This window comes from Vibrio navarrensis (assembly GCF_000764325.1).
GTDB lineage: Bacteria > Pseudomonadota > Gammaproteobacteria > Enterobacterales > Vibrionaceae > Vibrio > Vibrio navarrensis.
The window spans coordinates 728,693-748,320 of record NZ_JMCG01000001.1 but is presented as its reverse complement, the minus strand read 5'-3'; the positions used below and the strand labels follow the sequence as shown (position 1 = coordinate 748,320).

Here is a 19,628-nt window from a genome sequence, read left to right as displayed (position 1 = left end):
TTTTTCACTAGGGTACAAAAAAAGCCATGCAATGTCTGCATGGCTTTTACAATCACACTAATAGCAAAGAGCGATTACTTGTTTTTGTTGTCCCAAATGCCTTCTTCAAGCTGAGATTTGAGCTCTGGGAAATCGTCGGCATTAAAGGTAGGCAATTTGCCCTCTTTTAACTGACGGTTGTAGTCTTTCGCCAGTTTGATCACGATGCCAGAGAGCAGCAGAATCGCAACCAAGTTGACAATCGCCATCAAGCCCATCGACACATCTGCCAGCGCCCACACGAATGGCAGTGGTGCCACCGCGCCGTAACCGACCAAGCCCAGTACCACGATACGGAACAGATTCAAGCCCGCTTTGTGGTTGTGCTCAAGGAAGACTAAGTTGGTTTCTGCGTACGAGTAGTTGGCAATGATCGAGGTGAAAGCGAAGAAGAAAATCGCCACCGCGACAAAGATGCCGCCCCAATCCCCCACTTGTGAGCTGAGGGCTACCTGAGTCAGCTCAATACCAGTGATCTCTCCGTGAGGCACGTATTCGCCAGACATCAAGATGATGGAAACCGTGGCAGAACAGATCACGATAGTGTCCATAAACACACCCAGCATCTGCACATAACCTTGCGAAGCAGGATGTGGTGGATACGGCGTTGCAGAGGCTGCCGCATTCGGCGCAGAACCCATACCCGCTTCGTTGGAGAACAGGCCACGTTTAATCCCGTTGATCATCGCTTGGGCGATGGCATAGCCAAGGCCACCAGCCGCGGCTTCCTGTAAGCCGAATGCACTCTTGAAGATCAATGCCAACACCGCAGGCAGTTTGTCGAGGTTGCTAAACATCACAAACAGCGCCAATGCCAAGTAAGCTAGCGCCATCACAGGCACAATCAGTTCTGCGGTGCGCGCAATACGCTTGATACCACCGAAGATAATTACGCCCGCCAGCACCATGATCGCGCCGCCAACGTACTTATCTTCCCAACCGAAGGCGTTTTGCATCGCACCGGCAATTGAGTTGGCTTGCACGGCGTTGAACACCAGACCAAAAGCGATGATCAAAAAGACCGAGAACAATACGCCCATCCAGCGCATGCCAAGGCCTTTTTCCATGTAGTAAGCAGGGCCACCACGATAGTTGCCGTCATCATCTTTAGTTTTGTAAAGCTGCGCCAGCGTACTTTCAGCAAACGAGGTCGCCATACCTAACATGGCAATCAACCACATCCAGAAAATCGCACCCGGACCACCAGCAGTAAGGGCAACGGCAACCCCTGCCATGTTTCCGGTACCAACGCGCGCAGCTAGGCTAGTACAAAGTGCCTGAAAAGAAGAGATACCAGCTTGGTCAGCTTTACGGCTGTTCTTCAATACGGAAAACATGTGGCCAAAATGGCGGAATTGGATAAACCCAAGGCGGATAGTGAAGTAAATCCCCACCCCAACGAGCAGGTAAACCAGAATAGACCCCCATAGCAGGTCATTCATCAAATTAATCAAGTCTGTCATACATACCTCAAATTGAGTTGCGTCGGTCCGTGCGTCCTAGCCATCCACCAGATTGCGATACCAAGTGTCAAATTAGCTTGGTCTTATTCGTTTTAGATTGGCAATCCAGAATCGTAAATGTCGCTTCATGCATCCTTTTTACGTACCAACGTTTTTTGACGCAGCGGATAATGCAGCTTGGAAAAACAAAAATCAATATGCACTTACGTGCATTTTTGTTGTATTTTTCACTGTAAATACACTTTTTGTTAACATAAAAAACAGCGCAAGCAACGAAAAGTGGTTACATTTACTGCACAATATTTTTACATCAAATTATAATCATTCTTTTTCACTTCAATTTGCTCGTCAGTCCTTACCCTATCTATGATCCAAAGCCATCGAACGCTTTCTCACTTACGGGCAGAACCTGATACTTGTTACATTTGGAAACACCCCATCTTTTAAGCGTCTATCTGTATCGTCATACGGTTTAAATACACACCCCTTTAACATTCAATTTTTTTTCATTTAAACGTTTTCGTTGATGCAAATGCTCACTTTTCAACCACGTTAGACTCGGTGAAATGTGATGTTGTATTCAGTTTCAGGCGAAAACTTCATGTTACCGACACAAATGCGAAATATATCGTGGCTAATCTCGGAGAAACTGTGGTACTTAGTGACTGCACAAGCGCTGGTTATTTACGTGAGGTAGCTTATGGACGGCTTTGAACTAGATGACTTACTGGATTTTGAAACGACTGGCACCACCAAAACCCGGTCAAAACCAGTAAAAAGAAAATGGCGTGAAATTGAGGCGATGATGGATCGCCGCAATCTTCTGAAAGAGCTTCGAGACATGGACCTTTGTCACGATTATTCACTGGAAGACATTAAACTCTAACGAATACTGAAATGGCACCTTAAGGTGCCATTTCTCTTTTTATTACGCAGTCCGAAGACGACTCACTCTCCCCTAAGCCCATTCCCTGTCACTCTGTTTGACCCGCTCAGCCAACTGCTGGTAGTGGTCCGCAATGGTTTTGCCAAACACAGGGTCATCTTCGTTGATCAACCACTGTGACTCGACCGTCTGCCAATCCTGAGTGGTGAAAGACTCTGCAATTAACGGCAGCACTAAACGCTCTTCAATATCTAAATGGCGGCGCTGAGAAGTGATAAAAGCTTCAAGGTGCTCCAGGAAAACATCATGTGGCACGACCGCATCGTTGAGGATCATCTGTACTATCTCAGCAAACCTTGCCGTCTCTTTTGCCAGCGAGATATGCTCTTGCTCAAGATTTTCTATCGTCCGCTGCGCCCCATAATGCTGCAAATAGTGTCGATAAAGAATGTCCTCTTTGGGGTGATGCACTTTTTCCGCATGAGCAGAGAGATAGTCAACAATTTCTGCCACCAAACTGTAGTTGATCGGTTGCTCGTTTTTCAGTTGTTCCACTTTCTGACGTAAGATAGCCAACAAACGCACAATGTAGCTATGCTCACGCCTTATCCGTTCGATCATCATAGTGCTTCTCCTTAACACTTCATTGCTGCTACTAAGTGTATAAGAGAGAAATGGTTTCGGTTTAGACCTTGCTCAAAAAAGCACCATTTAAACCGTCATCGGTAAATGCCAGTGGATTGGCGTTTTTCCTTGTTGAGAAAGCAACTGATTCGTTTGAGAAAAATGGCGGCAACCTAAAAAACCCCGGTGCGCAGAGAGCGGAGAGGGATGCGGGGCCGCGAGCACATAGTGCTTATTTCTATCAATGAAGTGGCCCTTTTTTTGCGCATGCGACCCCCAAAGTAAGAAAACCACGCCTTGCTGATGCTGGTTGATCGCCTCGATGACCCGGTCGGTAAACACTTCCCACCCGCTGGTTGCGTGCGAGTGCGCTTTCCCTTGCTCCACGGTCAAAACCGTATTCAACAGCAGGACACCTTGCTCTGCCCAACTCTGTAAAAAACCGTGTGCTGGTATCTGAAAGCCTTCGATATCTTGTGCCAACTCTTTGTACATATTAACCAAAGATGGCGGCGGCTTGATTCCGGGGAGAACAGAAAAGCACAGGCCATGCGCCTGATTAGGCCCGTGGTACGGGTCTTGGCCGAGAATGACCACTTTGACTTGATTAAATTCCGTAAAACGGAAGGCGTTGAACACGTCTTTGGCCGGAGGGTAAATGACTTTTCCGGCCTGACGCTCTGCGTCCACAAAACTGAGTGTTTGTTGAAAATACGCCTGTTGCTTTTCAGCACCAATTACATCGTGCCAGGTCAGTTCCTGCGTCATTGGGGAATCCTGCTGTTACTATCAAAGCCGCTATTTTACACCCAAATGCGCATGATAAACCGGGCAATTTGTATTTAATTGCCTCACCAGCTCAGAGTAAACGCTATTCGCTTTTCTCATGCGGATGCGTCGCCTTTTGCGGGGTTCGATAGTGTCCCTGCCCTGTGACATGGCGATTGGGAGCGGGCAGCCGCGCAGCGCGGCGGCCAAAGGACGTTGGGGTAGCAGTGATTGTCGGTAACATAGTGGCATCCTCCATTGCGAAATCTTCTGTGCGACTATCGTCATGGTGAGATATGAAAAAAAGATGCCAATATGATTAAACCTTCATTTAATCGATTGATTGTAGGTGAAATTCTCTTAACGCCCGAATTTCCTCCGCCCACAAATCCGGCTCAATTGTTTCTAAAATCAAAGGGATAGAATCAAAGCGCCTATCTTTGGCTATGTATTCAAAACAGCTCCAGCCAATCGCCCCTTTGCCCAACGCCTGATGCCTGTCGACCTTACTACCGAGATCCACTTTTGAATCATTGAGATGCATTGCCCTTAAATAGTGCATGCCGACCACGCGTTCAAACTCCGCAAAAGTGTGCTCACATGCGTCCACAGAAGTGAGATCGTAGCCAGCGGCAAAGGTGTGGCAAGTATCGAGGCAAACACCCACCCGCTCTTTGTCTTCTACTTGGTCGATGATTTCCGCTAGATGTTCGAATTTCCACCCCAAGTTTGTTCCTTGACCAGCAGTATTTTCAATCACTGCCACCACATCAGGCACGGCTTGATGCGCCACATTGATCGACTGCGCAATTAGCGCCAAACACTCTTGTTCTGAAATTTGATTAAGGTGACTACCGGGATGAAAATTCAGCAGGGTTAAGCCCAATTGTCGACAACGTTCCATTTCATCGATAAAAGCCAAGCGTGATTTCTCTCGCTTTTCCTCTTCGGGCGCCCCTAAGTTAATCAGATAAGAGTCATGTGGCAGGATCTGCTCAGGCGCAAACCCAAGCATCTGGCAGTTGGCTTTAAAGGCACTGATGGACTTGGCCTCCAACGGTTTAGCGACCCACTGACGCTGATTTTTAGTAAATAAAGCGAAGGCGTTCGCATCAATTTCCCTTGCTCGCAACGGCGCATTCTCCACACCACCCGCTGCAGAAACGTGAGCACCAATAAATTTGTTACCATATCGATTTTTACTGTTTGTCATTTAATCACTTTTCACTTTCATCTCTGGTGGGCAATTACAACGATTTAGCCTTCATTCGTCAAATTTGACTTGTAATTTGTAGTAAATTTACAACAAATGATCGTTAAAATAATTTTTAACTAATCAACTATATTTAATTGATATTGTTTTTAAAGAGTTTATTGATCTAGAGCAATAAATTAACCTTTGTAAATTTAATGTTTTTAGTTGTTTTTTGACTTAAATCAATACTAGAATAATGGTTATTGGCTATATAATTAGCAGCTCGACAAAATTTGAAAATAAACACCATAACACCACCTGCGTGGACTAGGAGATAGTGATGATCCAAGGTATCCAAATTACAAAAGCGGCAAACGACAGCCTACTGAACTCTATCTGGCTTTTGGACAGTGAAAAGAACGAAGCGCGTTGTGTGGCTGCGCTATCTGGCTATGAAGCCGATCAAGTTGTGGCGATCAACGAACTGGGTGAATTCGAAAGCCGTGAAGTGGCTATTGAAGCAGCACCTCGCATCGAAGGTGGTCAACACCTCAACGTAAACGTACTAAAACGTGAAACGCTGGAAGATGCGGTCGCTCACCCAGAGAAATACCCACAGTTGACCATTCGTGTATCTGGTTACGCCGTGCGTTTTAACTCTTTGACTCAAGAGCAGCAACGCGACGTGATCGCTCGTACTTTTACTGAGTCGCTCTAATCACAACATTGCCACTCACTTTAACGGCGCTCTCTGAGCGCCGTTTGTTTTTAGCTGGCAATCTGGCAATAAAAAAAAAGGCGGAGTCAACTCCGCCTTTGCTATTTCATTTTTGGCTCACCTACTGAACTTGACGCAGTACCACTTTCAACGCATCAAAGTCGGCTTCCAACTCCTGAGACAGTAACGTCATCTGCGCATGTTTAGCCAATGGCGCTGGCAACTCAATATCAGTGCCCAAAATGTCATCAACCACTTCTTTAAACTTGGCAGGATGCGCTGTACACAAGAACAAGCCGGTTTCACCCGCTTGAAGTTGCTCTTCAAGCACACGGTAAGCAATTGCACCATGTGGTTCACACAGATAGCCTAATTGATAAAGTTCACGTACAGATTGCGCGCTTTGCGCATCACTGACCGCTCCTTTCCCCAGCGTTTCGAGTCCCCACTCTTTCACGCGGCAAAGCTCTTCAATGCGTGGCCAGTTGTTCGGTTGGCTCACGTCCATGGCATTTGAGGTCGTCGCCACGGTCGGCTTAGGATCCCACTGACCTGTCTCGAGATAACGCGGCACAGTGTCATTGGCATTGGTCGCGGCGATAAAGCGTTTAACCGGCAAGCCGAGTGCTTTCGCCAACAGGCCAGCGGTCAGGTTACCAAAGTTACCGCTCGGGACTGAAATCACCAGGTTCTCACGCTCTGATTTGCTCATTTGCGCCGCCGCTTCAAAATAGTAGCAAATTTGCGCCATCAAACGGCTGATGTTGATTGAGTTCGCAGAGTTCAAACCAATTTCTTCGCGCAGCGCAGCATCATCGAATGCCTGTTTAACCAGCGCCTGACACGCATCAAAATCACCATGAACCGCAACCGTATGGATATTTTTACCTAGAGTACAGAACAGCTTTTCTTGCAGCGGGCTGATTTTTCCCTTTGGATAGAGGATCACTACGTTGATATCTTCCATACCATAGAAGGCATGGGCAACCGCCGCTCCTGTATCACCGGACGTCGCGGTCAAAATAGTGATTTTGCCACCATTGGAAACAGCAGCAAGTGACTGCGCCATAAAGCGGCCACCGAAATCTTTGAACGCCAATGTCGGACCATGGAAAAGTTCTAAGGCATAGACACCCGGCTTAACTTGCGCAATCGGCGCAGGAAATTGGAACGCCGCATCCACCATCGCGCTCACTTGCTGCTCAGAAAGCTCATCACCAATCAACGCTGAGAGAATTTTGCTGCTACGGGCAACAAATCCTTCCTCTAGCAGTGCGTCAATATCGGCAAACTGAGGTAATTCAGCGGGAAAAAATAGACCTTGATTACGGCCTAAACCTTGGCGAACGGCTTGGCCAAAGGAGACTTGTTGTTGATTTTCTTTGATGTTGTACAGCTTCATAGCTCACTTCCTGTCACGACCGAACCTTGTTTGTTCAAACGGCAAACATGGACGAATCCTTCTTCATTTTGTACGTAATTTTGTTCAAGCCAGCGAGCAACGCGCTCCGCGACCTCTTTTTCTTTGCAAATGCTAAATAGGGTTGGACCACTGCCCGAGATGCCCGTCGTCAATGCACCGGCAGATGCGGCGTATTTGCGCGCATCAGCAAACCCTGGCAGCAGTCTCTCACGATACGGTTCTGCGATCACGTCTTTGATCAGCTTCGCCGCTAACTCTGGCTGGTTAGAGTGGCAGGCGTGGATGAAACCAGCGAGATGACGGCCGTGCGCAATAATGTCTTGTCGGCGATATTGTGATGGCAAAATAGCGCGCGCTTCTGCGGTCGAGACTTTGATCCCCGGATAAGCCATCACCCAATACCAATCGTCAAAACAGGGCACTTCTTGGCTGATGATACCGAGCTCTTCAAGCATCAATTGCAATCCGCCCAAGTAGCAAGGCGCAACGTTATCGTAGTGCACGCCACCAGAGATTTCCCCTTCCATTTCGCCCATCAGAGCCAGCAACTCCGTTTCATCGAGCGGGTTAGCATGGAATTGGTTGAGTGCATCTAGCGCCGCAACAATCGAACAGGCGCTGGAACCAAGCCCAGAACCGATCGGCATGTTCTTTTCTAAGGTCATTTCAACCGGCTTTAAAGTCACCCCTTTTTTGTCTAACTCACGAGCGAACACGCGCCAACAGTGGTAGACAATATTTTCTTTGGCATCGGCAGGCAACTTAGCGACAAAGCGACCCGCCGTTTTAAGTGCAAATGGCTCGCTGCCTTGCTTCACCATCACTCGATCACCTAACAGGGTGCCATCAATGGGAGACACCGCTGCCCCCAACACGTCAAAACCAACGCTGACATTACCGATAGAAGCAGGAGCGTAAACGACTACCCCCATATCACTTGAACTCATTGATTAAACCCCTAATTTCCAGCCGAGTGTACGCATTACGTCCGAGAACACGCCCGCCGCAGTCACCTGAGTACCCGCGCCGTAACCACGTAAGACTAATGGAATTGGTTGATAGTAGCGGCTGTAGAAAGCCAGTGCGTTCTCGCCATCTTTGATCTTGAACATAGGATCGTTTTCGTCCACCGCCGCGATAGACACTTTGCATTTGCCATCGATGATTTCGCCAACGTAACGCAACACCTTCCCTTCTTGCGCAGCTTGCGCGAGTTGCTGCTTAAAGTAGGCATCCGCTTCAGGTAAGCGAGCCATAAACTCTTCAACACTGCCGGAATCATCGAAACCCGGTGGCAATGCTTGATCCACTTCTACATCTTCCAGCTCCAGTGACATACCCGCTTCACGAGCGAGGATCAATAGCTTGCGCGCGACATCCATGCCCGAGAGATCATCACGCGGATCGGGTTCAGTGAAGCCGTTTTGTTTCGCAATGTTGGTCGCTTCACTTAAGCTCATCCCTTCGTCCAATTTGCCGAAGATAAATGAGAGTGAGCCTGACAGGATCCCGGTAAAACGCTCCAGCTCATCCCCCGCGGCAATCAGGTTTTGTAAGTTTTCAATCACCGGAAGGCCTGCACCAACGGTTGTCTCATACATCAACTTGCGGCGCGAGCTACGCGCGACATCGCGCAATTGGTGATAATACGCCATGCTCGCTGTGTTAGCCTTTTTATTCGGCGTGACCACATGGAAGCCCGCAGCGAGAAACTCGGTATATTGGTTCGCGATGGCTTCACTGGAAGTACAGTCCACCAGCACAGGATTAATAATATGGTTGCGCTGCACGGTAGCGATCAAACGCGGCAGGCTAAACTCTTCGGTCGCATTTTTGATGCGATCGCGCCAGTGATCCAGTGGCAAGCCATTACTGTCTAACAGCAGGCCTTTACTGTTGGCGAGACCACAGACACGAATCACGATCCCTTTATCAGCGAGTTTTGCCTGCTGGCGATGAATTTGATCGACCAGTTCGCCACCGACACCGCCGACACCAACCACGAACACATCTAAGAAGTGTTTGGAATTAAACAGATTCTCGTGGCACGCTTTAATCGCCTCGGAAATCTTATCTTCCGGAATCACCGCAGAAATCGCGCGTTCAGAGGAGCCTTGCGCAATCGCAATGATGTTCACGTTCACTTCCGCCAGCGAGGCAAAAAATTGCGATGCTACGCCTTTGGAAGTGCGCATGCCATCGCCCACCAAGGTAATAATGGCGACGTCGCTGAGAAACTCGACAGGCTCAAGCAAGCCATCTTTTAACTCGAGCTCAAATTCATCGGCGAGGGCTTGAGCGGCAGTGGCTTTATCTGCCGCTTCGATACAAAAACTGATGCTGTATTCAGAAGAAGATTGAGTAATCAGGACAATCGATACACCGGAAGCAGACATCGCACCAAACACTCGGCTGGCCATGCCGACCATGCCTTTCATGCCAGGACCGGAAACGTTAACCATGGTCAAATTGTTGAGCGTGGTAATGCCTTTAATCGCCAGTTTATCTTCGCCAGTATCTTGGCCGATGAGCGTACCTGCCCCTTGAGGATTGAAGCTATTTTTGATCAAGCAAGGAATATGAAACTGCGCGATAGGCGCAATGGTCTTCGGATGCAGCACAGAAGCGCCAAAGTAAGAGAGCTCCATCGCTTCTTGATAGCTGAGCGATTTGAGTAGCCGAGCATCTTCAACCAATCGTGGATCGCAGTTGTAAACGCCATCAACATCCGTCCAGATTTCACAGCAATCCGCGCGCAAACATGCCGCAAGCACCGCCGCCGAGTAGTCAGAACCGTTACGTCCAAGCGTGACCAACTCACCTTGTTTGTTACCCGCGGTAAACCCCGGCATGATGTGCACGTGGCCTGCAGGTAGCGGCTTGTTACGGAAGTTTTGCGTGGAAATGTCAACATCGACCATCCCTTCGAGATGGTCGCCTTTAGCCAACAGATATTCGACCGGGTCAATTAAGTTAACCGCATGACCTTTAGCAGCAAGAACCGCCTTCATCAATTGAATAGATACGCGCTCACCTTTACTAATAATGCGGGCGTTCACGTTGTCAGGACACATCCCCAACAGGCCGATGCCATGCACAAACTGACGTAGCTGAGAAAGCGAACTGGCCACTTGGCCGAGGTAGTCTCCACCATCGATGTCAGGGACTTGTTGTTTAATGTCATCAAACAGTTGGTGGAATGATTCTTCTACCTCTGCGATTTGCCGTTCCGCTTCACCGTGTTTTAACGCCGACTCTATGATAGCGACTAATTTGTTGGTTGTTTTTCCCGGTGCTGATAAAACAACGGAAACCTCTTCCTGTTTTGCATTATTGGCAATGATATCTGCCGCCCTTAAGAAGCGCTCAGCATCGGCTAACGATGAGCCGCCAAACTTCAATACTCGCATCCCTTCCTCCCGGATCATTTTTAAACTGTATAAAAAAAGGCCTGTATCTTGTTGGATACAGGCCTTTTTTTGGAATTTCTTTCGTTCAGCAGCCTGCCCCAACATGTGTGATGTCGGTAATAATAATGGTGGTGGTCATTACTGATTGGCTGTTAAAAGTCATAGATAACTATTCATTGTGATTGTGTGTTTGCTTAGCTCTACGTTTACCGTAGTTTCTGTACTGCCGTCAATAAAAAGTTCAATTTTTTTTAATCTCACTCTCTTTGCTGTGAGAAAAAGGCATAAAGCCATTTGTGTAAATCACATGCATATCTCGATAGTTTGAAGCTGGCTGCAAAAATGAACTTTGGACAGGCTATAATCTTAGACAATCGCGCAACAAAAAGTACGCCCAATGTCTGGTTGTGTGCTTTAATCAAAGATACGCCAGAATAACAAAGAGAAACACAAGGAGTAGTGGTATGAAAAACATGCTGGTTTTGCTGCTGTTGCTTCTGTGTGGCCAAGCGACTGCCAACCCGCTTCCTTCTCTCGCGCCAGGCAAACTCTCACCCCATAAGTTGTTTTTCTCCAGTGAAACTCAGCCAGAAGAAAACTTTGATGTGTGGAATATAGATGGCGGTTACGCTTATCAAGTCTTTGATTCGGTCGATCTTTACGTCGGTGCCCGTGTTAATAACTCCCAACTCAACAACCAAAGCGGTTTTCTAAGTGGCGTAAGTTATAAGATTAACGAACATTTTACCCTAAAGAGTACCCTACGTTCGTTCAAAGTCAGCCCTGAAGATGGTCAACCAGACACCACAGGTTTCGCGGCCGAAGTGTCAAGCCGCGTCAAAATTACCGAATCGTTGGATTTGCATGCCACTCTTGACTATCAAGAGTGGCAGCAAGGCATTGAAGTGGGTATCGGCTTTCGCTTTTAAATTTCAAGTGCTTGTTTAGAAATTAAAATTCCATTCCAGTCTGCGTAAATGTACTCTTTGGGTTGCACAATTTGATTGAGCATCATCAGGGTTACATTCACCTCCCCAGCTCCGCGTTTCTCCGTTTTAAATGGAGAGGCTCCTAGCGCTTTGACGCCAAGAGACATCTGCGCCATCTGTGCCACATCTCTGACTGCGCCGAAAACAATTACGCCTTCCCAATTATTTTCAATCGCTAAGATGGCAAGTTGATCGCCAAGCAACGCTTTCTGGCAGGAACCATGTCCGTCGACGACTAGGACTTTGCCTTTACCATCCTGGCTAAGCATCTCGCGCACCTTCGAGTTATCGTGGTAGCAGCGCACTGTCACGATCTCTCCAAAAAACGCGGTTTTTTGACCGTAATTCTGCAAAGGAAGATTGAGTAGCCTCACTTTATCTTCAAACTTATCGCAGATGTCCGGAGTAATGTCGTTCATAAATCCTCCTTGATAATTTTATGACAGAGACAAAACGTTTATCGTAAGCGAGAAGCGATGCTGCCCAGCGACTGTTTTGTCTCATCGGCAAAACAAGAAACTAAAAATAACTCTTTATTCTCGATGTAATAAATGGCGTTCTGTTGAAACTCTTTCGCTATGTCCAAAGCCAGACGCATATCCACTTTTACCGCAAAGCTTGCTTCGCTCCAGGTAAAATCTTGGTTGCCAACCAACACCGGGCAATAGTCCATGCCCATTAATCTCTCTTTCAGACGCTGATTATTTATGCAATTCCGCTCATTTGACAATAGTACACTCCCCGGGTTCCATGCGGTAATAATCGCGTAGTTGTCCTCTGTCCAACTTTGGGTAAAAGCGAAGAATGAGTGTGAATATGCATGCCATAATTGAGCATCTACACCTGTTTCGACAATTTTTATCATAAGTCTCGAACGATTAATAATTGTTACATTTAGCCAATTGATATAAATCAACAAAGTGAATGGAATTAACATTTGAGCATTGTTAGCATGCTGTTAACATTATAGAATCCGCTCAAAAGAACAGGGTTGTTTACCTTTCCATATCTGCTTTGCCTGTCGCGGTGGGTCTTGAAAGGTAAACAAACCCTATAGAATAATCCAGTAGCAGTCGGATGCTGTTTACTTTTGGCGAGAACTCAAGGAAGGCACGTAACTGAAAGAAGTGTTTTTTTGATCACTTTGCTTTATTATCAAAATCACATTACCTGTATGTTATGTTTTTGCCTAGAATTTATTCTATTAGTACAATTTTGTCACAAATTTAGGTACCGCCAATGCAAACCCCGCAGATTCTTATCGTAGAAGATGAGCAAGTAACTCGTAACACTCTTAAGAGTATTTTTGAAGCAGAGGGATATGCTGTATTTGAAGCCAGCAATGGTGATGAGATGCACCAAATGCTGTCAGAAAATAACGTTAATCTAGTGATAATGGACATCAACTTACCAGGTAAAAACGGCCTTCTTCTGGCTCGCGAGTTGCGTGAGCAAGCAGATGTAGCACTGATGTTTTTGACTGGTCGTGACAACGAAGTCGACAAAATTCTCGGCCTAGAAATCGGTGCAGACGACTACATCACCAAACCATTCAACCCGCGTGAACTGACGATTCGTGCGCGCAATTTGCTTGGTCGCTCAATGACCAATAGCATAGTGCACGAAGAGAAGCGTTCAGTGGAAAAATACGAGTTTAACGGTTGGGTATTAGACATCAACAGCCGCTCACTGATCAGCCCACTGGGTGATGGCTACAAGCTGCCACGCTCTGAATTCCGTGCGTTGCTGCACTTCTGTGAGAACCCGGGCAAGATACAAACCCGTGCCGATCTGCTTAAGAAGATGACTGGACGTGAGCTCAAGCCGCATGATAGAACGGTTGATGTGACTATTCGCCGTATCCGTAAGCATTTTGAGTCCGTATCTGGTACGCCAGAGATCATCGCCACCATTCACGGTGAAGGCTACCGCTTTTGTGGTGATTTAGACGCTTAAATATCAATACGATATAAAACAAAAAAGGTTGGCGTGATGCCAACCTTTTTTGTGTGCGTCAGTTTAGTAGACCTTATCAATAGCCACTTTGCGCTCAACGAGCCACAAGATCGTCGCTTGATTCTCGAGCTGCAAAGCGATATCAACAGGTTTCTCCATGTCGAACTCACCCTGCCAGTTAAAGGCCACTTCCCACTGGTTTTCGCTGTGAGTTCGCACTTCAAGGTTGCTTTCACTTAGGTTCCACTGCTGCTCATCTTGTTTGATGGTCAGATGATTCACAGTCAAACTAGCAGGAAGCTCACCATTGGAAGAGAGATAGAGAGAGCCGTGCAAACTTTGCGTTTCTTCTTCACCAACCATCGGCATTTGATTAACCCATAGTGTGCTTTTCAGTTCGATCACACTTTGGTTTACCGTGACTTGGTTGTCTTGCTGCCAACTGATCGCAGGAGGCGTAGAACATCCGGCCAGCAGAGCCAGAGAAAGTGTCGCTAGAGCCCATCGTTTCATTTCATTCCCCTTTGTTCTAACCAGCTTTTCAAGATCACAATATCATGCTGATACTCATTTTTGATCTCTTCTACCCAATCACCGATATTCTCCCACCAAGCTGGCATATCCGGAGATTGCGCTTTTTGCGCCACGCTTTGAATTCGCTTCAAACCAATCGAACCCGCGGCACCTTTAATTTTGTGTGCCTCTGAGACGATCCCTGACTGATCTTTGGCAATCATGTTGAGATCCAGCACCTCCAAGTAACCCGGCATCATCTCGGCAAACATTTGAATACTGTCCAGCACTGGAGTGGGACCAACAATATCGACATACGATTCGAGCATATCAATGTCCAGCACTTGGGTTTCTAGCCCATGCGTTGGCGCGTCGACTTCAAGAGCTTCAGGAGCACGCGGCATGGGCTCCGGCTCCGTGAGGATCAATTTGCTAATTACCTCCTGCATCGCTTTCACCGCTAAAGGCTTGCTGATCGCGTCGTCCATCCCTTTCTCTAAATACTCGCGCTTATCTTTCAACAGGTTGGCTGTCAGTGCGACTAACGGCGGCAAATTCTGATAGTGGGTACGGTAGTAGTGAGCCACATCAAAACCTGTCATATCAGGCAGTTGAATATCGAGCAGTACCAAATCGTATTCTTGTGGTTTGAAGCGCTCAATCGCCTCTTCGCCAGTCATCGCAACCGTGACCTGATGGCCAAGACTTTCCAACAACGAACGAGCGACCGTCACATTGAGTGCGATATCTTCTACCATAAAAATGTTCAAACTCAGTTGTGATTCAACCTCTGCTTCAACGGCTTTGCCTTCCACCACGGGCACCTTGATGGTCAGGGTAAAGGTACTCCCAAAGCCCTCTTCGCTGGTCACCGTAATATCGCCGTCCATCATGTTGATCAGTTGACGCGAAACCGCCAAGCCAATGCCCGTGCCGACCGCATGCAGATTGTCTTTACCGGATTTGACCTGATAATACATGGCAAAAATCTTATCCAGTTCTGCTTCTGGGATGCCAATTCCGGTGTCTTCTACTTCAATCACAATCGACGCGTGTGCCTCTTCAACCTCAGCGCTCACCGTCATCACCACTCCGCCCTCTTTGGTGAATTTCATCGCATTACTGACCAGATTCCAAATCACCTGACGCAAGCGAGTGGCATCAACCTCGACCATTTTAGGCAGTTCACTGAGACGTTCTAAGTCAAAACGCAGCCCCTTTTGTTCTGCCATCAACGCGGCGATGTTCTCGATTTCGACCACAAAATCTTCAAAATCGAGCGGCTCAGGGAACAGCTCTAATTTACGCCGATCAAACTTGTCCATGTCGATAATGTCGTTAAAAATATTACCGAGAGTGATAGCACTGACATTGATGGTTTGCATGTATTTACGCTGCTCATCCGTTAAGGTCGTATCGAGCAACATGCGGCTTAAACCGACGATGCCGTTGAGCGGAGTGCGCAGCTCATGACTAACGGTTGAAATAAAGGTGGTTTTGTCGCGGCTGGCTTTTTCCAGCGACTCTTCATGACGTTTACGGTCAGTAATGTCACGGCCAAACCCCATCAAACCTAGGTGACGGCCATCTTTGCTGTAAAAAGGCACTTTACGCAGCTCAAAGTAGTGCTTGCGCCCATCAGGGTATTCGAGCCACTGCTCGTAGGTAAGCGCACGGTTATTAGCAAACACTTTTTGGTCGGTGTCGACAATTTGCTGCGCGACTTCTTTGCTGTAGACATCCCACGGGCTCAAGCCGACCAGTTGATGCTCTTTTTTCCCGGTTAACTCTTCCATTGCGCGGTTACAGCCCGAAAATACTCCATCGGCGTTGCGATAGTAGATAAGATCCGGAGAGGCATCGATAAACGAGCGCAGTAACGCCGTCCGCTCGGCGAGTTCTAATTGGGTTCGCTCGCGCTGAAAGACTTCGTTCTCCAGATCTTTCATCGCCTCTTCACGCGCTTCTTCCGCTTTGATCCGCTCTTCGATCTCTTGGTTGAGTTGCTCGATGTTTTGCTGCAACTGCACATTCAGCTCTTGGTCACGCGAGCGCATGTCTTTCAGCTTTGAGACGAGTTTGGATAATCGTTGCCGAGACTCTTCCAGTTGATCGACCACCACCGAAAGAAAATAGACCGCCCAAGGGGTGATCACTAAGCCAAAAAAGACCGAGCGGACGATATCGATATCATCCACGCTCCCTTTCAGCGCCAGCGTAATTCCTACTTGCACCACCACGGCTAATGCCACCAATGCCAGCGCGAGCAAAATGGAGAAACGGACGATGCCCAGTTTGACTAACAAATCGACGTAGTACTGGGCAAGATTTTTCATGGGTTTCATCTAAAGCTCCAAAGCGTGAGTGGCGATTGCGATAGCCGCCGGACTCGACACTGACGCCCACGGGACGGGGCGAAGTGTTGAGCGGTGGAAGGTTAGTGTAGCGTGTTTGACTCTAGCGGTTAAGCCATTGAATTCACAACTCGTGTGACAAAACGGGCATTATTAGGGAAAGTTAACCTTTCGCACTCTGCTGCTGGGGCACTTCATCGGCAGTGAGCGAAACCGGATGGACGCAAGTACGGTTTCGGCCATCGGATTTGGCTTGGTACAAGGCGCTGTCGGCCAAGGTCACGCCCATTTCGGGCAAATCTTCAGGTTTAGGAATATAGGAGACCAATCCGAGGCTAACGGTGATCCGCTGCGCCACTTTCGAGCCAAGGTGCTCAATCGCCAGTTGAGCAATGCAGACATGTATTTTTTCCGCGACTTTTAGCGCCCCTTCGGTGGTGGTATTGGGCAATATGAACGCAAACTCTTCACCGCCATAACGCGCCACGCAATCCGATGAGCGGCTGATCACTTTGGAGAACACCTCGGCAACTTGAGTCAAGGCGTGATCGCCCAGTTGATGGCCGTAGCGATCATTAAACTCTTTGAAGAAGTCGATATCACACAACATGATCGCCAAAGGCAGTTTTTCGCGAGCATGGTGATGCCACAGCGTGTTTAGCTGCTCATCAAAGCGGCGACGGTTGGCAACTTTGGTCAAGCTGTCCATAAAGCTCAGTTTTTCGAGCTCTTGATTGGCCGCTTCCAATTTTTGCTCCGCTAGATAACGCTCAGAGATGTCCCTTGCCATGATCAGCACTCCGTTGGTGCCCGAGGCAGGATCGCGAAATGGCGACTTCACCACATCAAACCAAGAATAGTCGCCGCTACTGTTGAGAATTTTGTCCAGGTAACGCAGCGATTTACCTTCATGCAATACTTGGCTGTCGGTCGCCGACAAGCGCTGGTACATTTCGCCTGGAATGACATCTTGCAGCCTTTTACCTATTAGATCAGAGACTTCAGCAATGCCCAGCGCATTGACAAACGGCTTGTTGCACGCCTGATAGACCATGTTCTCATTGAAGATGCCAATCGAGTCTGGGCTGGCTTCAAGGATGTTCTGCAAAATGGTATCGCGCTGAGCCAGCGCCACTTCGGTGTCTTTGCGCCGCTCCATTTCATCACGCAGATTCTGCTGCATTTTATGCCACTCTGTCACATCGTGGCTGATGCTCAGCGATCCTAGCGGCTCCCCTTGTTTACTCATCAAAAGGCTCTGGTTTACTTCCAGCAAACAACTGCGCCCTTGCGGATCGGTCGTCCAACGACGTTCACTGCGCCGCCCTTTGATCTGCCCTGCAACAGGTTCGATCGACTCTTCACGCCGTCCCTGCCAAAACTGCTCAAAAGCGCGGTTTGTGGCTAAAATCCGCCCATCAGGATCGCGCAGACATATCAGTTCCGACAAGGAGTCTAACGCGGATTTGGCCATTCGCAGCGCTTCCAATTCACTTTGCTGCCCGTCATCCTCCGTTGCCACCGCACCCACGTGCAATAACCAACAAAAACGGTGGTGATAATGGACTTTGCGACCGCTCAAGGCTATCTGCAAACTTTCATTATCAGATAGACGCCAAGTAAAAGTGAGATGCGAGAACTGCCGTCCAGAGAGTGAGTTGAGCGTTTGTGCTATGTCTGACGTGGATGAAGCAGAGGGGAAAAAGTAGCAACGATTAAGCTGGCGAATGCCCAGAAGCTGCATCGCCGCCGTATTGGCCAAAAGGATCTTGTTTTGCGCAAGATCCACCAGCAGTACTGGAGAAAGCGCGTCCAGTACCAGCGAATCGAGATCTTTTTGAAAACGCAGCATCACGGCCTTAACTAGCACCAATAACAGGACGGCGCCAAGGAGAATAAGGCCATAATGTTGTGCTCCGTCCCGAAGCGCGCTGAACAGCTGATCCATCTTTGCTACCTGATTTTTAACGCTGTTTGCAAATATATCAGCAAATAAGCGGTTATTCCGCTTTTAATTGGGGTTTTGTAAACCGGAAAGGACGCTCAAGTGCGCTGCCTTGCGCCCCCTGTTGCGCTAATGCCTTGCCAATTTCCGTCATCGCGAGCCAGCGATTTTCACACCACAATGGGGAGAGCAAGGTCGGACGCCGCGCCGCAGAAGAAACGCGATGATAAACGATTTCCGGCGGGGTATGATGGATCAGATCGCACGCAATCGCCACATACTCTTCTAAGCTCGGCGCCTCCAATTTGCCTGCGCGCCACGCTTTCGCCATGGTACTCCCCTCAACAATGTGCAAACCATGCAGTTTGATCCCATCTGTCCCCGTGGCGATCACTTTATCGAGCGTCAAGCGGTTCTCTTGCCCGCTCTCATTTGGCAAACCAACAATCAAATGCGTACACACTTTGATACCCAGAGCACGGGCACGGCGGGTGATCTCGGCGTAACAGGCAAAGTCGTGACCACGGTTGATGCGTTTGAGCGTCTGATCATTCGCCGTCTGCAAACCCAGTTCGAGCCAAATTTCAAACCCCTGCTGCACATAGCCTGCAAGCAAATCCAGCACCGCATCGGGCACACAATCCGGGCGCGTTCCCACACACAACCCGACAATATCCGCCGCTTTCAGCGCTTCTTCGTACATATTTTTCAATACCTGCACTTCCGCATAAGTGCTGGTATAGGCTTGAAAATATGCCAGATAGCGTTTGGCGCGATGCACTTCGCCAGCGCGCTCACTAAGTTGCAACTGAATGCTCTTGATTTGTGCCTGTTCATCGGCAAACGAGGCGACATTACAAAATGTGCAGCCGCCGCGACCAATTGTCCCATCACGGTTCGGGCAACTAAAGCCACCATGCAACGTCAGCTTGTGGACTTTTTCCCCATAACGACGCTGCAAGTCCTGACCTAGAGTGTTCACCAGTTGATGTAATTGCATTGAACTCACCCAATCTAAAGCGGAATCAATCTTAATTCGATTTGTGTAATTTAATTACACATTCGCAAGAAAAAACACAGCATGCTAACGAATTCAAACACCGCATTCACTGGTAAAAATCAATAAACCTGCATAAATAAAGACAAAAAACGCTCATGTTGCATAAATGTTAAACTAAAAATGCATTTTTAAACGATTTTTTTGGGCTGCAACCAAGACTTTTCGTTGCATTGGCCAGTCACAAAATTGTAGGATACTTACACATAACCGTCATTTTTGTGACTTTAATTACAAGATGAAACACGGATTATGTCGGTGATGCCCCACTCCAACCTATATAAATCA

General features: G+C 48.0%; 18 protein-coding genes and 1 other annotated feature. Of the genes, 4 read left to right on the top strand and 14 right to left on the bottom strand.

All coding sequences use genetic code 11. From position 1 onward, the window contains the following. Positions 1-74: 74 nt before the first annotated feature. Entirely contained in the window at positions 75-1,502 is a 1,428-nt protein-coding gene (locus EA26_RS03310; protein ID WP_039424089.1) for an alanine/glycine:cation symporter family protein, read from the bottom strand. A gap of 700 nt (positions 1,503-2,202) precedes the next feature. On the opposite strand from EA26_RS03310, the gene EA26_RS03305 reads away from it, so the two are divergent. Further along, complete coding sequence (locus tag EA26_RS03305) at positions 2,203-2,388, top strand: DUF3545 family protein (protein ID WP_039424087.1); 186 nt, start codon at positions 2,203-2,205, stop codon at positions 2,386-2,388. Positions 2,389-2,460: 72 nt separating this feature from the next. Here the strand turns inward: EA26_RS03305 and EA26_RS03300 are convergent, their stop codons facing one another. From EA26_RS03300 to nfo, 4 genes are all read right to left on the bottom strand, one after another. Further along, the gene (locus EA26_RS03300; RefSeq protein ID WP_172548481.1) at positions 2,461-3,012 is read right to left on the bottom strand and encodes a hemerythrin domain-containing protein; all 552 of its coding nucleotides are present in this window, start codon (positions 3,010-3,012) and stop codon (positions 2,461-2,463) included. A gap of 87 nt (positions 3,013-3,099) precedes the next feature. After that, positions 3,100-3,780: a uracil-DNA glycosylase gene (gene ung, locus EA26_RS03295; protein WP_039424081.1), complete on the bottom strand. Its 681-nt coding sequence runs from the start codon at positions 3,778-3,780 to the stop codon at positions 3,100-3,102. A gap of 103 nt (positions 3,781-3,883) precedes the next feature. Then, a complete protein-coding gene (locus tag EA26_RS21960; RefSeq protein WP_167772723.1) occupies positions 3,884-4,024 on the bottom strand; it encodes a hypothetical protein in 141 nt (46 codons plus the stop codon). Between the two features lie 87 nt (positions 4,025-4,111). Further along, complete coding sequence (nfo, locus tag EA26_RS03290; protein ID WP_039424076.1) at positions 4,112-4,993, bottom strand: deoxyribonuclease IV; 882 nt, start codon at positions 4,991-4,993, stop codon at positions 4,112-4,114. A gap of 322 nt (positions 4,994-5,315) precedes the next feature. Here nfo and grcA point away from each other — a divergent pair, with 322 nt between their 5' ends. After that, complete coding sequence (gene grcA / locus EA26_RS03285; protein ID WP_039424074.1) at positions 5,316-5,693, top strand: autonomous glycyl radical cofactor GrcA; 378 nt, start codon at positions 5,316-5,318, stop codon at positions 5,691-5,693. Between the two features lie 121 nt (positions 5,694-5,814). Here grcA and thrC read toward each other — a convergent pair whose 3' ends face one another. Genes thrC through thrA form a run of 3 tightly spaced genes read right to left on the bottom strand, consistent with a single transcriptional unit; the run spans position 5,815 to position 10,526 of the window. Beyond that, positions 5,815-7,095, bottom strand: coding sequence for a threonine synthase (thrC, locus tag EA26_RS03280; protein WP_039424072.1), 1,281 nt, complete (start codon positions 7,093-7,095; stop codon positions 5,815-5,817). Continuing rightward, positions 7,092-8,048 carry a homoserine kinase gene (gene thrB, locus EA26_RS03275; protein WP_039424070.1) on the bottom strand — a complete coding sequence of 319 codons (957 nt, stop codon included), beginning with the start codon at positions 8,046-8,048 and terminating at the stop codon, positions 7,092-7,094. Before thrB ends, thrC begins: the two co-directional genes overlap by 4 nt. Before the next feature lie 18 nt (positions 8,049-8,066). Next, positions 8,067-10,526 carry a bifunctional aspartate kinase/homoserine dehydrogenase I gene (gene thrA, locus EA26_RS03270; protein ID WP_039424067.1) on the bottom strand — a complete coding sequence of 820 codons (2,460 nt, stop codon included), beginning with the start codon at positions 10,524-10,526 and terminating at the stop codon, positions 8,067-8,069. A gap of 30 nt (positions 10,527-10,556) precedes the next feature. Further along, positions 10,557-10,677: a sequence feature (Thr leader region), on the bottom strand. A 313-nt stretch (positions 10,678-10,990) separates the two neighbouring features. Between thrA and EA26_RS03265 the strand changes: the two genes are divergently transcribed. Further along, the gene (locus EA26_RS03265; RefSeq protein ID WP_039424064.1) at positions 10,991-11,455 is read left to right on the top strand and encodes a ribonuclease regulator; all 465 of its coding nucleotides are present in this window, start codon (positions 10,991-10,993) and stop codon (positions 11,453-11,455) included. On the opposite strand, the gene EA26_RS03260 is transcribed toward EA26_RS03265, so the two are convergent. Further along, positions 11,452-11,934 carry a putative 4-hydroxy-4-methyl-2-oxoglutarate aldolase gene (locus tag EA26_RS03260; protein ID WP_039424062.1) on the bottom strand — a complete coding sequence of 161 codons (483 nt, stop codon included), beginning with the start codon at positions 11,932-11,934 and terminating at the stop codon, positions 11,452-11,454. The genes EA26_RS03265 and EA26_RS03260 overlap by 4 nt on opposite strands. A gap of 38 nt (positions 11,935-11,972) precedes the next feature. Continuing rightward, positions 11,973-12,452 (bottom strand): DUF3293 domain-containing protein, encoded by a 480-nt coding sequence (locus tag EA26_RS03255; RefSeq protein WP_226978288.1) that lies wholly within the window; start codon positions 12,450-12,452, stop codon positions 11,973-11,975. A gap of 302 nt (positions 12,453-12,754) precedes the next feature. Here EA26_RS03255 and arcA point away from each other — a divergent pair, with 302 nt between their 5' ends. After that, positions 12,755-13,471: a two-component system response regulator ArcA gene (gene arcA / locus EA26_RS03250; protein ID WP_039424057.1), complete on the top strand. Its 717-nt coding sequence runs from the start codon at positions 12,755-12,757 to the stop codon at positions 13,469-13,471. Positions 13,472-13,534: 63 nt separating this feature from the next. Here the strand turns inward: arcA and EA26_RS03245 are convergent, their stop codons facing one another. The 4 genes from EA26_RS03245 to mnmL all read right to left on the bottom strand — a co-directional run bounded on the left by EA26_RS03245 (position 13,535) and on the right by mnmL (position 19,283). Continuing rightward, positions 13,535-13,984 (bottom strand): hypothetical protein, encoded by a 450-nt coding sequence (locus EA26_RS03245; protein ID WP_039424054.1) that lies wholly within the window; start codon positions 13,982-13,984, stop codon positions 13,535-13,537. After that, complete coding sequence (arcB, locus tag EA26_RS03240; RefSeq protein ID WP_039424052.1) at positions 13,981-16,329, bottom strand: aerobic respiration two-component sensor histidine kinase ArcB; 2,349 nt, start codon at positions 16,327-16,329, stop codon at positions 13,981-13,983. Before arcB ends, EA26_RS03245 begins: the two co-directional genes overlap by 4 nt. 172 nt (positions 16,330-16,501) lie before the next feature. Then, on the bottom strand, positions 16,502-18,286 hold the full coding sequence (locus tag EA26_RS03235; RefSeq protein WP_039424048.1) for a diguanylate cyclase domain-containing protein: 1,785 nt from the start codon (positions 18,284-18,286) through the stop codon (positions 16,502-16,504). Between the two features lie 52 nt (positions 18,287-18,338). Beyond that, positions 18,339-19,283, bottom strand: a complete 945-nt coding sequence (gene mnmL, locus EA26_RS03230) for a tRNA modification radical SAM protein MnmL/YtqA (protein ID WP_039424046.1) — start codon at positions 19,281-19,283, stop codon at positions 18,339-18,341. Between the last annotated feature and the right edge of the window lie 345 nt (positions 19,284-19,628).